The sequence below is a fragment of the Bacillus sp. EKM206B genome (assembly GCF_011066015.1).
GTDB lineage: Bacteria > Bacillota > Bacilli > Bacillales > Bacillaceae > Bacillus > Bacillus velezensis.
On the sequence record NZ_JAAMNL010000002.1, the window covers coordinates 96,704 to 113,775 of the forward strand.

At 43.7% G+C, this 17,072-nt stretch carries 2 protein-coding genes; both read left to right on the plus strand.

What is annotated here, in order from left to right:
• Nucleotides 1-2: 2 nt before the first annotated feature.
• Nucleotides 3-12,257, plus strand: a complete 12,255-nt coding sequence (locus G9F50_RS03825; protein ID WP_060561741.1) for an SDR family NAD(P)-dependent oxidoreductase — start codon at nucleotides 3-5, stop codon at nucleotides 12,255-12,257.
• Nucleotides 12,257-17,029, plus strand: coding sequence for a type I polyketide synthase (locus G9F50_RS03830; RefSeq protein ID WP_060561740.1), 4,773 nt, complete (start codon nucleotides 12,257-12,259; stop codon nucleotides 17,027-17,029). The genes G9F50_RS03825 and G9F50_RS03830 overlap by 1 nt, the downstream gene beginning before the upstream one ends.
• Nucleotides 17,030-17,072: the final 43 nt, after the last annotated feature.

Genomic DNA, 17,072 nt, shown 5'->3' on the forward strand with positions numbered 1-17,072 from the left:
CAATGGTTCATTTGAATAAACAGAGTGCGGATATCGCGATAATCGGGGTTGCTTGCAGATTCCCCGATGCAGATCATTATCATGAATTCTGGGAAAACATAAATAGCGGCAAAGATTCCATCCGGGAAGTGCCGATTGAACGGTGGGATCCCGATCTTTATTATTCAGCTGATATCAGTATACCGAACAAAACAATCAGCAAGTGGGGAGGTTTTATTCATAAAGCTGACCATTTCGACCATAAGTTTTTTAATATCTCTCCCCGGGAAGCGAAAAACATGGATCCTGAGCAAAGAATCCTTTTAGAAGAAACTTGGCGGTGCATCGAAGATTCCGGGGTTTCTTTGCAGGATCTCCAGCGTAAAACCACTTCTGTTTTTGCGGGTATTATGAATTCTGACTACCGGCAGACAGGTCATGCTGAATCGGAAATCGACAGTTATGCCTGCTTAGGAAGTTTCGAAGCTATGCTTTCCAACCGGCTTTCATATACATTCGGTTTGACCGGAAAAAGCATGTCTGTAAATGCCGCTTGTGCATCATCGCTTGTTGCTTTACATGAAGCGGTTAAGTCATTGCGGACAAAAGAAAGCGATTATGCAATCGCATCGGGAGTAAACTTGAATTTCCAACCCGGAAAATATATTTCTTTTTCCAAAGCCAGAATGCTGAGTCCTGACGGCAAATGTAAAACCTTTGACGCAGCAGCGAATGGGTATGTTCCCGGAGAAGGGGCAGGCGTTGTATTGCTGCAGCGCCTTGGTGATGCAGTAAAAGCCGGTCACCATATATACGGGATCATAAAAGGGACAGCTGTTAATCATGGCGGTAAATCCCGTTCCATCACCGCCCCCAGAGCGGAAGCGCAGTGCCGGGTCATCTCAGAAGCTTTACACAACGCTGCTGTCGATGCTGCGACGGTTTCTTATGTAGAAGCACATGGCACAGGTACATCTCTGGGCGATCCGATAGAAATAGAAGCATTGACAAAAGCGTATCGGCAATATACTGAGGATACTCAATATTGCAGGATCGGAAGTGTGAAAACAAATATCGGTCATACAGAAGCAGCGGCGGGAATGGCCGGATTGATAAAAGTTCTAATGATGATGAAACACCGGAGGGTGCCGAAAAGCCTGAATGTACATACGGTAAACCCAATTATACAGTTTGAAAAAACACCGTTTAGGCCGGCGCTTGATTCAAGTGATTGGAAGGCGGCAGACGGGGCTCCGCTCAGGGCGGGAATCAGCTCCTTCGGTTTTGGGGGTGTCAACTCTCACGTCATCATCGAAGAATTTATACATACAAAAGACGAATCTGACAGGAAAGGAAGGGTACCCTTCCTTTTTTCCGCTAAAAGTGAAGAAAGCATGAAACAAATGATACATCATTGGAGAACCTTTGCTGACGATTCTGAGGAATTTTGCAAAATATCAAATGAAGTGATCAGCAGCACCCTTTTAACAAGGACATCGTTTGATTACAGGGCTGGTTTATTGGCAGGCAGCAAGGAGGAATTTAAAAATCAGCTTAAAGAGGGATTGAGTTTTCGGAGGAAACAAGATTCTGAATGGGCGCTTGCCATCGGTGACTTCAAATGGGAAAGTTATAAACAATTTGCCGTTTTGAAACGGGTGTTCCCTGATTTAGAAAAGAACGTAAGGCCGGTGCTGAAGGGTATACCAACATTGCACAGTTCATTTAAAAGAAAATGGGCGCCTGAGAAAATCCGCTTGTATTCTTTAGTTATCAATACGGAAATCATAAAAAGTATCCTGGCATCCGGTTTTAAGCCAAGCCTCATTACAGGCGCCGGAGACGGATATTACGTCGCTCTTGCAGCAGCGGATATCATCAAAATTGAAAAGGCCATTTCTGTAATCACAGGCGCTGAAAAACTTTCGCACATATCCTGTGAGCCGCCGTCCATTCCATTTGTCAATCCGTACACTTCAAAAACGTACCCGCCGGTTCGATTAAATGAAGAATATGTAAGGATGCTGCTGAACGGTCTGAGCTTCCCGGCTGATTTTGCAGACCGCCTGTACGGGAAAACACGGCTGCTTCTTGAGCACCAATATACGTTTAAAGGGTTTTTAGAAGAGTGGGATAAAGCGGGAAAGACTCAGGAAATCGAGATTTTATCTTATATTGTGAATCGCACGGCGGATAAAAGAAACGCATTGCCGGCTGATGAGGAAGCGGTGATCATGGCTATCCTTGCCTCTATGAGAAGACTGTATAAGAGATGGGATTTAACAGATTATGATGGATTCTTTAATAATGATTATGTTCTGGAAATATTAAATTTACTGGATGAAGGAATCTTGTCTAAAGAACTTTTTCTGAGCATGTTATTGAAAAAGCAAGACGGAATTAAACAGGCTGTTGCTTGTATTAATGAGCAGCCGGCAGGTTTTTATGATAAAACTCGTTTTCCGTTGATGACAGAATACAATCAAATGGATACCGTGTCTCAGGAGATAGCTGACCATATGCCGCTTCACACGGAAGAAAAGGGAACGGAGCCGGATGTGAATATTTCTGATTTTTCAGTTTTTCAATTCGGATCGCTCCCTCCATCAGCAAAACTTAACAAAGCGGCTGCTTTTGAAGCGGACAAACCAGCCGATGAGGCTCTATATCATTCATTTATGCAAATGTGGCTTTCAGGAGAAGAGATTGAATGGGCGAAACTAGGTGATGATCATAAAAGAAAAGCACCGCTTCCGCCTTATCCGTTTGAGCGCTCTCAATTTTCTTTAAACCCTCAGCCGGTAAAATCAGACGCGGCTTTTTCAGAAAAGAAGAATCAGGCACTTTATACGCCGGTATGGAAAGAAACCGCACTTGAGAATGAAGCGGGCAGCCGACAAGCCTGTACTATTTTGTTGTTCTCCGGGAATAAAGACTATTTTGAAGAGCTGAAAAAAAGAGAGAATACGTCCGCATATCTTATTATGCCCGGTGAGCGTTTAGAGCAGATAAGCGACAGTGTTTTCACGATCAACAGGCAGCGTCCCGAAGATTATCAAGGTGTCATTCGTCTGTTAAAGGAAAAAGGCGCAGCGCCCGATGCAATTTTGCATACGTGGTCTGAAAAACAGCCTGAACTGGAAGAAACACTCGAATCAGGAATTTATTCCGTGTTTTATCTGACTAAGGCTTTAATCAGCGAGAACCTTATAAACAAAGTAACGTTCATTTATACATTCAGCGCAGATCAAAAAGAAAAATTGCCGTATTTTGAAGGTGTGAACGGTTTTTTAAAATCGGTAAAACAAGAATATCCGCAGCTGCATTGTAAGACGGTTTGCTTTGAACATGATTCTGCAGCCGTTTCATTTTCAGAGAAGGCTGCCATTCTTTATAAAGAAATAAACACAGCACCTGATCGGCATATTCATATCACTTACAGAGGCTGCTTAAGATATGCACGGATGTTAGAAAAGCAGGGAGAAACAAACAGAAAGGCCATTCAATACCCTGAAAAAGATAAAGTATATTTAATTACAGGGGGATTTGGGGGGATTGGCAGTAAAGTCGCTGAATATTGCGCGAAAACTGAAAGATCCACCATTATTCTATCGGGGCGATCTGCTTTAAACGGAGATAAGCAGAAACATTTAGAATACCTGAACAGCTTTAAAGCCAAGGTTTATTATATACAGGCGAATATATCCGATAAAGAAGCGGTAAAAACAATGATTGACGGTATTACCGATCAGCATGCAGGTCTTCATGGCGTCATTCATTGCGCAGGAGTTATCAGAGACTCGCTGCTTTTTCAAAAAACAAAGCAGGAACTTTCAGAGGTGATTGCTCCAAAAGTTCATGGTGCATTGAATCTTGATCATGCAACGAAGTCGCTGGAATTGGATTTTTTCGCCGTTTTTTCTTCAGTCGTCTCTATTGCAGGGAACGAAGGCCAGTGTGATTATGCATATGCAAACGGTTTTTTAGATCATTTTGCCGAATATCGGGAATGGAAACGGCAAAATTCTCTGCGCAGCGGCCGCACGCTGACAATCAATTGGCCTTTATGGAAAGACATCGGAATGGGAGCGAACCTGTCAGGTCAAGGGCGGACGTCTCTTTTTCATGGTTCCGGGCTCGAAGAACTTCCTGCTGAAGACGGAACGCAATGGTTTTCGCGGATTGTAACTTCGGGTCAGCTGCATAATATTGCAGTCTGCGGTGATCATGAGCGCTTTGAACAATTTATGCGGCAGAGATTTTTGACGGACGAAACAGAGACAGGCAGTGCCATCCCTTTGGCTCAAGGCGATATTTTGGATCAGACAGTTTTGTTTTTAACCAATATCATCTCCTCTGAGGTCGGTGCAGAACGGGAAGAGATCGATCAAGATGTGCATCTGGCTGAATATGGAATGGATTCGGTTATGATTCATCAATGCAACACAAAGCTGGAGCAGTCACTGGGAGCAATTTCGAAAACGCTTTTATTTGAATTTCATACAATCAGAGATTTAGCAGATCATCTTGTAAAGGAATATCCGGATCGGCTGGGGCGTTTATTTTCACGGGAGGAAAAAGGAAAACAGATTCAGAGCATTACCCCCGCCAGGCCGGAACAAAACATCACTGCACCTGCGGCGGAGGAAAAAGAACATCTTGACGGGATAGCGGTAATCGGTATCAGCGGCCGTTATCCCGGGGCTGAAAATATCGAAGAATTGTGGGAACTTCTATCAAAAGAGAGAACCGCAATCACGGAAATTCCGAAAGAACGTTGGAATTATGAGACCTACTATGATCCAGACCCCGCTAAAGCGCATGAGGGGAAAATTTATTGCAAATGGGGCGGATTTTTAAAGAATGCTGAATCATTTGATTCTTTGTTTTTCCAAATATCGCCAAGAGAAGCAGAAGCGATGGATCCTCAGGAACGAATATTTCTCGAAACCGTATGGAAAGCATTTGAAGATTCGGGATATACCATTGAAGGGTTGAGAAAGCAGACCGAAAAACATGTCGGTGTATTTGCGGGAGTGACGACCAATTCTTACAAGCTGCTCGGTGAAAGAATACCGACGGACAAAAACGATGTACTTCCAAATTCGTTCCCATGGTCTCTCGCGAACAGAGTGTCTTACACATTTGACTTTACAGGTCCCAGTGTCCCTGTAGATACGGCTTGCTCTTCATCCTTAACGGCAATTCACATGGCTTGCCAAAGTTTAAAAAAAGGTGAGTGCTCGGTTGCGGTTGCGGGAGGAGTAAATTTGTATCTTCATCCTTCTGACTATTTATACCGGTGTCAGATGGGAATGCTTTCAAAATCGGGAAAATGCAGAAGTTTTGCAGAAGGCGGCGACGGTTTCGTGCCCGGGGAAGGTGTCGGGGCCGTTATTCTTAAACCGCTTAAAGATGCCATACGTGATAATGATACTGTGTACGCCGTCATAAAAGGAACGGCAATTAACCATGGCGGAAAGACGAATGGCTATACGGTGCCTAATCCTGCCGCACAGGCGGATTTAATTCAAGGAGCTCTTAAAGCGGCCGGTTGGAGCGCCAGAAGTGTCAGCTTTATTGAAGCCCACGGCACGGGAACGCCGCTGGGTGACCCGATTGAAGTCCGAGGTCTGACCAAGGCGTTCAGAGCTTATACCGAAGATGTTTCATATTGTTCTCTCGGATCGATTAAATCTAACATCGGTCATCTCGAAGCGGCCGCGGGTATTGCCGGCCTGACAAAGATTATTTTACAAATGAAGTATAAAAAAATAGCCGCAACACTGCATGCTGAACGGGTTCATCCGGATCTTTATCTGGAAGAGACACCTTTTTGTCTCCAGCAGGAAACCGCCGACTGGATAAAACCCGCGAATGAAAAACATTCTGACAGCAAATATCCGCGGCGTGCGGGATTAAGTTCTTTCGGAGCGGGCGGGGCAAATGCTCATATCCTTGTGGAAGAGTATGAGTCTGCTGCTGACTGTCAAACGGATTGTGAGGAAAGTGAGGAACTTATCGTACTCTCAGCCAAGCATTCACTGAGTTTACGGGAATCAGCAAAACAGCTGGAGGAATATCTGCAAAAGGCTCGTCATAAGCAGGGCGAGTGTTTACAGCCGGCGGGAACAAATAAGCCGCTTCACCTTTCTGATATTGCGTATACCCTTCTTGAAGGGCGTGAAGCCATGCCGGAAAGGCTTGCTGTCATTTCAAATAATATCGATGATCTGATGTTGAAATTAAATCACTTTTATAATGGAATTGACGATCACGAAATATTCAGAGGGAAAAAACCGAATCATAAACGCGGACAGCGGCAATCAGATCTTCCGCTCAAATCCGGCAGAACCACATTAGCCGAAATGGCTGAATTCTGGGTATCGGGAGGGAATTTAAGCTGGGAAGATTTCCGCACCGGCAGAAAACCGGCAAAAATTGCGCTGCCGACTTACCCTTTCTTAAAAAACAGACTGTGGGTGTCAAATAAGGCGCAAACAACATCAGCAGCCGGTACAGCTCCTTTATTTGATTTTTCTGCAGGTGAGTGCCGATTTTATAAAACGCTTTCAGATTCTGAATATTATGTAAAAGACCATGTTGTGCATGGGAATATGGTTCTGCCCGGAGCGGCAATCATCGAAGCGGCCAGAGAAGCGGGAGAGAGGCTGTACGGAAAATCAGTCATAAAACTGAGTCAGGTTGTATGGGCGGTTCCGATAACCGTTGAAAAAGAAAAGACGATAATGATAGATCTGCTGCCGAATCAAAAAGACGGCAGATTTGTGGTGAAAACCGATATGCAGCCTGAAGCGGCAGTTCATTGCCAAGGAAACATTATCACATGCGGAGATAAAGATGCCTCTCATACAGAGCATTTTAAATTGGACAGCTGGTTAACCGGACAGAAAAGATTAATCAGCGGCGCTGAGTGTTATAGGAACTTCCGGCAGAGCGGTTTGGACTATGGAGCCGGCTTTCAGGTAATAAAACAGCTGTTTATCCATGAAAATGCTGTTCTTGCACGAATATCACTTCCTGAGAGCATTCATAAAAAATCCGGCGCGCTGCTGGAACCGTGTTTATTGGATGGCATTTTTCAATCCACAACCGGGTTTACGTCTACTCAGGAAGACGATCACACCGCATATTTGCCTTTTGAATTAGGTGAGCTGGAGATTCTTCACCCACCTTCAGCAAACGGCTATGCTTACATTACTGCTGCAGATGAAAGACAACATGATGATGTCAAAAGGTTTCATATACTATTTATGGATGAAAACGGATCTGTAAGTCTTAAAATAAAAAACTTAGCGTTGAAGGCATTAAGGGCTGCACCGCAGACTCAAAATGAGCGGCATTCAGCTAAGTATTACACTGATATGTGGAAGCGGGCCCCTATGCTTCATCAGCCTGAAGCCAGCGGTTTAAACAGCTGCCTTGTGATTTCACTCCGTCAGGATATATCAGAACCGCTGATCCGCAAGGCATATAAAGATATCGGCCTGAACATGATCTTTGTCCGCCATGGCGGCAGTTTTCAAGAAAAAGAAGCTGATTCCTTTGAATTGAACAGCGTCAAACTTGAAGGCTATAAGAAATTGCTGGCGATTTTTAAAGAAAGACAAGTGACAATTGACCGCGTCATTTTAATCGGGATGAGCCCTGAAACGGGAATTGAGCATAACATTCATGAAAAGCTGGAAAAGGCTGTTTTGCCGGTTTTCAATGTAACGAAAGCTCTGTTAGCAACAATCCCAAGACATAAAATCCTGATATCACATGTATTTTTCACAAGGAACAATCAAATCTTACCTTATCAAATGGCAATGAGCGGCTTTTTTAGGTCGCTTCATTTAGAACATCCAATGTTGTCCGGTAAAAATATTGAAATACACAGCGATGAAATTCAGTTACAGCTGAACACCGGTCTGCCTGAATTAAAAAACCTTGTGAAAGAAACAGTCATCAGCGATGATGCTTCAGAAATCAGATACAGAGATGGAATCAGGCAGGTGAAACACTCTGCAGAAATTGAAAGTGCAGAGCCCCTCAAAAAGATGGAAGTAAAAGAAGGGGGAGTTTACCTCATTACAGGAGGAACAGGCGGTCTGGGCCTGATTTTCGCCAGACATCTTGTGCGAAAAGGGAGAATAAAACTTGTGCTTATCGGCAGGTCAGAGCTTTCTGAGGAAGCCGTAAGCAATGTAAAAGAGCTCGAAAAAAACGGATCAGAGGTTTTTTATGTAAGAACCGATATTTCTGATAAGGAAAATGTCAACAACCTGATAAAACTCGTCAAAAACAAATTAGGTCCTGTTAAAGGAATTATTCACAGCGCCGGTGTGATAAAAGATTCATTACTCATCAATAAGCGTGAAGAGGATCTCGATTCAGTCCTGGCCAGCAAGGTTTACGGAACGATATGGCTTGACCGGTATACAGACAGAGAACCTCTGGACTTTTTTGTTATGTTTTCATCTATCAGCGCAATAATCGGGAATGCCGGACAAACTGATTATGCTTATGCAAACCGGTTTATGGATTATTTTGCGGAAATGAGAGCGGCGGAAAATAAACCTGGAAAAACAGTCTCGATTAATTGGCCTTTATGGAAAGAAGGCGGTATGCAAATTGACATTCATTCAGAGAAGTTCCTTTATGACCGTTTCGGAATGCTGCCTCTGGAAAAACGGGAAGGCCTTGCAGCATTTGATCAAGCAATGACAGGGTGTGAACATCAAATAATGGTATTTAGCGGTAATGAATTAAAGCTGGAACGAATGATAACGATTGACAGCGGAAAAAGTGACCCGGCAATCGCCGACGAAAATCACGAACCGAAAGAGCTGTCAATAACTGAATCTTTAAAAAGCACTTTGACGCGCATCATCACCGGCGTATTAAAAATTGAAGAACGGGAATTTGATTTTGAACTGCCGATAAGTGAATACGGATTTGATTCAATTATGTTTACAATGCTGGGCAACGAATTAAACGAAACATTAGGAATATCAATGATGCCGTCAGATTTTTTCGGTCTTACTGATTTTAATGAACTTCTTGAGTTTTTAAAGAGTGAGTATTCCGAAGAGCTTCATCTCTGCGGGTCTTTTTCTTCAGATGAATCTGCGGCGAAAGACAGAAGAGAAAATCTGATTGAGGGCATCGCAAAGATGATGTCAAGTATTTTAAAGATTGACAGAAAGGAAATAGAAGAAGAGACTTCATTCGGCGAGTACGGATTTGATTCTATTACGTTTACCAGACTCGGAAATGAAATCAATCAACAATATGGTACGGAATTATTGCCGTCCATTTTCTTTGAATGCAATTCACTGGCTGAACTGACTGATTATGTAATCGAGCAATACGGAGAAATCCTTTTTGCTGAGACAGAACCTTTTTCTGCAGCAGACGAAAAAACATTGTACAGCACGCCTCCGCCCGAATCCTATGAACATTCCCCTGAGCCTGAAAACAAAACCAGGCAAGAGGAAAGACATATGAATGAGCCGGTTGCAATAGTGGGAATAAGCGGCCGTTTCCCCCAAACAGATACGCTGGAAGACTTTTGGGAAGGAATTGAAAAAGGGCGGGATATGATTACAGACATTCCTGATGACCGTTGGGACTGGAAAGAGTTTGACGGCGATCCGATCAGGGACGTCAATAGAACAAAAATAAAAAAAGGCGGGTTTATCAAAGGCGCGGACAGTTTTGATCCGTTGTTTTTCGGGATTTCTCCCGCCGAAGCAGAATTAATGGATCCCCAGCAAAGAATTTTTATGGAGACTGTATGGAAAACAATAGAAGATGCGGGCTATAAGCCGTCTGATTTGGCAGGGACGAAAACCGCGGTGTTTGCAGGGGTCGCCACAACGGACTATGCGGAACGTCTCAATGAAAATGGCGTCTCTGTTCAGGCGCAGACCGCAACCGGTTTAAATCATTGTATATTGGCTAATCGTATTTCTTACCAGCTGAACCTGACGGGTCCGAGTGAACCGATTGATACTGCCTGTTCAAGTTCGTTAGTTGCACTCCATCGTGCGGCTGAGGGGATTCAAAGAGGCGATTTTGAAATGGCGATTGCAGGCGGAGTGCATATTATGACAAGCCCTACTCTGTTTATAGCTTTTGATAAAGCAGGTATGCTTTCTAAAGACGGAAAGTGCAAAACGTTTGATAAAAGCGCTGACGGCTATGTAAGGAGTGAAGGGGCGGCTGCAGTATTGCTTAAGCCGCTCAGCAAAGCACAGGCAGACGGTGATCATATTTATGGTTTGATTAAAGGGTCAGCTGTAAATCACGGCGGCCGCGCCAATTCTTTGACAGCTCCGAATCCGAACGCACAGGCGGACTTATTAACCGAAGCTTGGCGGAAGGCGGGGGCCAGTCCCGCCACTGCGGGATATATAGAAGCGCATGGCACAGGGACAAGTCTTGGCGATCCGATTGAAGTAAACAGCATCATAAAGGCATTTAAAACGTTATATCAAGAATGGGACATTCCTTTTGAGAAACAGAAAAGCTGCGGAATCGGGTCTGTGAAAACAAACATCGGCCATCTCGAAACCGCTGCCGGAATAGCCGGAGTGCTGAAAGTGTTACTGGCTTTTAAATATCGCAAACTTCCGGGACTCGCCCATTTTTCAGAACTCAATCCATACATTAAACTGGAAAATACGCCATTTTATATCACAGAAACCGCTCAAAAGTGGAATCCGATAAAAGATGAAGAGAACAACGATCTGCCGAGGAGAGCAGGTGTCAGCTCATTCGGATTCGGCGGTGTGAACGCGCATATTGTTTTAGAGGAATATAGGGAACCTCAAAAAGAAGTACCGGAAAACAACGGTAAAACACACATTTTTGTTTTATCTGCGAAAACCAAAGATCAATTACTTGAGTATATCCGGCTTATGGTTCAGTACTTGGATCGCGTGATTGCCGGTGACATGACGGTTAATGCCAGTGACATGGAATTTACATTGCAAAACGGCCGGGAAGCAATGAACGAGAGAATTGCCGTATGTGCAGTGAGTCTGACTGAGCTGAGAGATAAATACGTCAGCTTTCTTGATAAAAGCAAGGTGCAAAATGGCGTATTTATAAGCGAAAACACTGTAGAGCGCGCAGCTGTCTCTGAATATATGATTCAGGAGGCTCTTCAAAGCGGAAAAGAGGAGCTTCTCGCGCAATGTTGGGCCAATGGAGCTGAGTTTGAATGGAAGACCATCGGCAATAAGAAATTGAATAGAGTGCCGCTGCCGACTTATCCGTTTGCAAAAGAGAGTTATTGGTTTACTCCGAAAAAGAACAAAAGCGAGGTTAATAGCAAAAGTCTTCATCCATTAATCAGCGAGAATGTTTCAACATTAAAGAAACAAGCATTTAAAACTGTTATTTCCGGAACTGAATTTTTCGTCACTGATCACCTTGTTTCAGGAGACTGTGTGTTGCCGGGAGCCGCTTCGCTTGAAATGGCTCTTGTTTGTGCGGAAATAAGCGGAGAAAGTAAAGTATATAAAATAAAAGACGTGATGTGGAACAGACCTATATTATATAAAGGAAAAACGCTGCACATTTATACCGGCTTGAAAATGAAACAAGATAAGTTGAACGTAACGATATGTAAAGAGGGCCCGGATGGCGTGCAGCAAATCTGCACACAATGTGAAACAGTATTCGGAGACATAAACAGCAATCATGAGTATGTCGATATTGATAAGTTCATACGCAGCAGTAAAACGGTCATAAGCCGGGAAGAGTGTTATCATCGCTTCAGTCGTATGGGCCTGACATATCAGAGCGGTTTTCAAACGTTGAAAGCCGTATATCGCGGTGATATGAAGTTAATGGCAGAATTGGAGCTTCCGGATCATTTAGCGAACGGGTTTTCACATTTTACACTCCATCCTTCATTAATTGACGGCGGTTTTCAAGCGGCGGCATTTTTGTTAAGAGAAAATGAGAAAGACGGCTTATTTGTTCCTTATTCACTTAGAGAGCTTCACATTAAGAGGGCGCTTACTGCCCGTTGCCATGTTTCGGTGAGAGAAACCGGTTTTTATACGTATAACATTGATTTTATTAACGAGAGCGGCGAAATAGCCGTGAGCATGAAAGACTTTTCTGTCAGAAAAGTGACCGGGGGAGAATTAACCGCATGTCATAAAAATGAAGATCAGGAAATTCTCTTCTTATTGGAACAATTGAAAAACGGTGAACTTTCTGCTGACCAAGTTTATCAGCTGCTGGAGGGAAAATAGTGCAGATCAAACAAATACTTTCCTTAATTGAAGAACAGCAAATGTCTCCTGATGCAGGACTGGAGCTAATTCGTACTTACAGAAAACAACAAATGGAAAAAAAGGCGGAGCCGGAATCACAAGCTCCGTCCCCAACCATTTTTTTTAAGACCGATTGGGTAAGGACAAATCACATTGATATGCCGAATCAACAGGCACCGGGGAATATGCTGATTTTTGATCAGGATAACCGTCTCTTTCAGCATGCCGAGATGATGAATGGAGAACATAACCGTGTCATTCTCGTAACGCCCGATTCTGATTACAGAATTGAACGGAAAAGATGCACAATCAATCCTTCTGATGAAAATCATGTCGAAATGCTGCTGTCTGATTTGGCTGAAAACGGATTTACACCTGATGTCGTGCTTTATTTATGGGACGGAGAAATCAGAGAATTCACTGAAGAATCCGTTAATGAAACTCTTCGCAGAGGGATAAACTCGCTCTTTTTATTATCAAAAGCTTTAATGCGAAGAAACGAACCTGTTACGTTATTGCATATTTATTGGACAAGCGGTCTGAATCAGCCGTTTCATGAAGCTGTCGGGGGGTTCATGAAAACGGTAAACATGGAAAGCTCCAAGCTTAAAGCGAAAACCATACAGATACGCCACGAGGATTCTGACATAAATCCTCCGGTTTCCGAGATGTGGGATGCTGCAATCAGTGAAATGCAGCGCATTCAAACGGATGAATGTGAGATTTTAATAGACTCACATACCCGTTTTGTGAAAGGGCTGCAGCCTATTGATATTCCGGAACACGGTCACGGATCTGTAACGTATCAAAAAGGCGGCATATATATCATTACCGGAGGAGCCGGAAAACTCGGGCTGCTGTTTGCGGAACACATCGCTAATGAAAACCAAGCCGTGATTATACTTACAGGCCGTTCTTTTTTAACAGCTGATCAAAAAGAACGGATCAGTAAGCTTAATGAGAGCGGCTCTATTGTTGAATATCAGCGGACGGACATAACAGATCGAACAGAGGCAGAGCGATTCATTTTCGGCGTTAAACAGCGGTACGGCAGCATAAACGGGATCATCCATGCTGCCGGCATCCTTCGTGACTCATTTCTTGTAAATAAAAGTCTCAGTGATTTTACGGACGTACTGAAACCGAAAGTTTACGGGACAATCTGGCTGGATGAGCTGACAAAAGACGAAGATCTTGATTTTTTTGTTCTCTTTTCTTCTTTTGCCGCTTACGGAAATGCCGGCCAAAGTGACTATGCGTACGCAAATCATTTTATGGACAGTTTTGCAATGCTTCGATCCCAGCTCTCCCGAAACGGAAAAACACTATCAATCAATTGGCCGTTATTGAAAGATGGCGGAATGAGTCTCGACAGCAATGGAATCATTCAAATAAAAGAAAAATACGGAATGACTCCGATGCGAACTTCCTCTGTTCTGGAAGCGTTTCTGAAAATACTGGGGTCTTCATTTACCAGCTTAATGCCTGCAGAAGGAGAGCGGGATAAAATGATAAAAGCGCTTTCGATTCAAAGAAATACAGCTGCAGCAGATCAAGATACACTCACGGCGGAATACGATGAAGAAGAGGAATATGCTGCGAAAGAAAAAGTCAATGACTATTTAATCAAGATCATCAGCGGTGTCTTGAAAATCCAAGCTCATAAAATAAATGCGAAAGACTCTTTTGAGAAGTTCGGAATCAACTCACTTATGATCATGTCACTTATTTCAAAGCTTGAAGATACTTTCGGGGATCTTCCGAAAACAATCTTTTTTGAATATCAGAACATTGAAGAGCTTTCAAACTTCTTCCTAACATCTTTTAAAGAAAAAGTGCTTAAGGCCGCAGGAGCAGCTCCGGTAACAAGAGTGCAGAAGAAAAGAGAAAATCCGAGTAAAAAACAGCACCGGCAGCAGAAGGATACACCTGCACCGAGCATGGTTCAGCCGGGTGAGGATATTGCCATTATCGGTGTGAGCGGAAGATATCCGAATTCCGATACTCTTGAAGAGTTCTGGGAAAACATTGCCGGAGGGAAAAACTGTATTATTGAAATCCCCGAGGAACGTTGGGATTTCAGATCGAATTACAGTCCCGACAGAATGGAGAAGGGGAAAATCAACAGTAAGTGGGGCGGTTTTATCAGCGGTGTTGATCAATTCGATCCGCTGTTTTTCCACATTTCTCATAAAGAAGCTGAGCTGATGGACCCTCAGGAGCGAATTTTTCTCGAAACCTCCTGGCATACGTTTGAAGATTCAGGATATACAAAAGAGAAGCTTAACGGTATGAAAGCCGGTGTGTTTGTCGGAGCCATGTACGGACAATATCAATTATTCGGCGCAGAAGAAACTGCGCGGGGCAATCCGATTGCGCTCAGTTCCTTCTTTTCATCTATTGCGAACAGGGTTTCATACTTTTTTAATCTCTCCGGCCCGAGCATTGCACTGGATACGATGTGTTCATCATCGCTGACGGCCATTCACTTGGCATGTGAGAGCATTAAAAGAGGGGAAAGTGAAATTGCACTTGCGGGCGGCGTTAATGTGTCCATACATCCCAGCAAATACCTTTGGCTGAGTCAAGGTAATTTTGTTTCCACCGAAGGATTGTGCAGAAGTTTCGGAGAGGGCGGAGACGGCTATGTCCCGGGAGAAGGTTCGGGAGCCGTCCTGTTGAAACCTCTGGAAAAAGCAATTGCTGATCAGGATCATATATACGGAGTGATTAAAGGAACATCTGTAAATCATGGCGGAAAAACCAATGGATTTACGGTTCCGAATCCGAATGCACAAGCTGAGCTGATTGCTGAAAATTTCAAGAAATCGGGCATCAGTCCGCGTTCCGTCAGCTACTTGGAAGCACACGGAACGGGGACCTCGCTCGGAGATCCGATTGAGATCGCAGGATTGACAAAAGCGTTTGAGAAATTTACGGACGATAAACAATTTTGTGCCATAGGTTCAGTGAAGTCTAATATCGGACATCTGGAGTCTGCCGCAGGTATAGCAGCCCTTACAAAAGTTCTTTTACAATTTAAGCATCAGAAATTGGCGCCATCCATTCACTCGGAACAGCTGAACCAAAATATCCGATTTGAAAAGACGCCTTTTTACGTTCAGCAGAAAGAAGAAGAGTGGCGGAAAGAATCAGGCGCCTCCCGCAGGAGAGCAGCAATCAGTTCGTTCGGAGCGGGCGGAGCAAATGCCCATGTCATTGTGGAAGAATATCAAAACCATGCGGACACACAAACAATAAGCGGTCCGTTTGCCGCAGTTCTCTCTGCCAAAAATGAAGACAGGCTGAAAGAATACGCTCGGCGCCTTCTGCAATTCACAGAGCGGGAGACAAAGGCCTCGGCAGCTGATATCGCTTTTACATTGCAGACATGCAGGGAACCGATGGAAGACAGACTTGCTGTTGTAGCTTCCGATTTGCCGGAACTTAAGGAGAAGCTGAGAACTTTCTGTACTGAAGGAACAATTGGAGAGGGCGTATACAAAGGGAATGTTACGAAAGATTTTGATAAAGTCTTTATCTTTCATGATCAAAAGATGAAAGATAAATTCCTCGAGGTGATGATGGAGACAAAGGACTTGAATCTTCTTGCAAAATTATGGTCTTTCGGAGCTGATATTCATTGGAGAGAGTTATATGAAGAATATACCCCGCAAAAGGTCAAGCTTCCTTTATATCCATTTGCTGAGGAGTCTTACTGGGTGCCTCGAAACCAAAGTGCAACATTTCCGGAAATATTGCCGCGGCAGTCTTCACTGCACCCGCTTCTGGATTCGAATGAATCTACTCTGGAACAGCAGTTTTTTAAAACGACATTAAGAGAAAAAGAGATTTGGTTAAAAGACCACATCGTAAAAAACAAGAGCATTCTCCCGGCAGCTGCTTTTCTTGAAATGGCATGCGCAGCGGGAACGCGGTCATATCGAAAGAAAAAGGTCACTCGTTTAAAAAACGTGATATTTGCCAGACCGGCCATGCTTTTGCAAGAGAGTCTGACCATTTACACTCACATTTCCGTAAAAGACGGCAGCATATTATTTAACATGTCACCTGACGAGGATGCTGCTGTAAGGACTGGATTTGTGACGGGGGAATTAGATTATGATCATCATTACAGTGATGATGATATAGAGAACATCGACAGACAAGAGATGATAAACAGAAGTGCTTTTGTCCGTGAACAAGATGAATGTTACGAGTATTTTCGGGAAAACGGGTTCCTGTATGGGCGCGCTTTTCAGCCGATTCAACGTTTATGGGGCGGAAAAACGGAAGCGGTTGCACAGTTATTGCTGCCAAAAGAAGCCGCATATGCTCTTGAACATTATACATTGCATCCGTCTTTAATTGATGGGGCTCTGCAATCTTTGTTCGGAATTACGGACGGAAGAGAAGAGGCATCTGTTTATGTTCCTTTTTCAATAGGAGAGATTACGATTCGGAAAAAAGTTTCAGCAGAATGCTGGGCTTATGCGCGTAAAACAGGCCAAAAAGGTCAATCCGAGCTTATTTACGATATTCAGCTGCTTAATGAACAAGGAGAAAGACTTGCAGGTTTGAAGGATGTAACCATTCGTAAAAAAGAAACGTTTTCCGCGGAGGCACAGACTCGTGCAACAGCGGATTCCAATGGAAAGAACGAGAGAGTAAAAGAGCTCCTCAGACAATTAAAAGCGGGCGAACTGACTGCGGAGGAAGCAGATTATGCGCTGGAGCGTATGCAGGATTAGTTTATCATTTTGCGGAAGCGCCATTTGTAAAGGGGATGAAGAT

Excerpts from the sequence above, each read along its gene's own strand:
- G9F50_RS03825 (WP_060561741.1), top strand. The coding sequence starts at position 3 with ATGGTTCATTTGAATAAACAGAGTGCGGATATCGCGATAATCGGGGTT.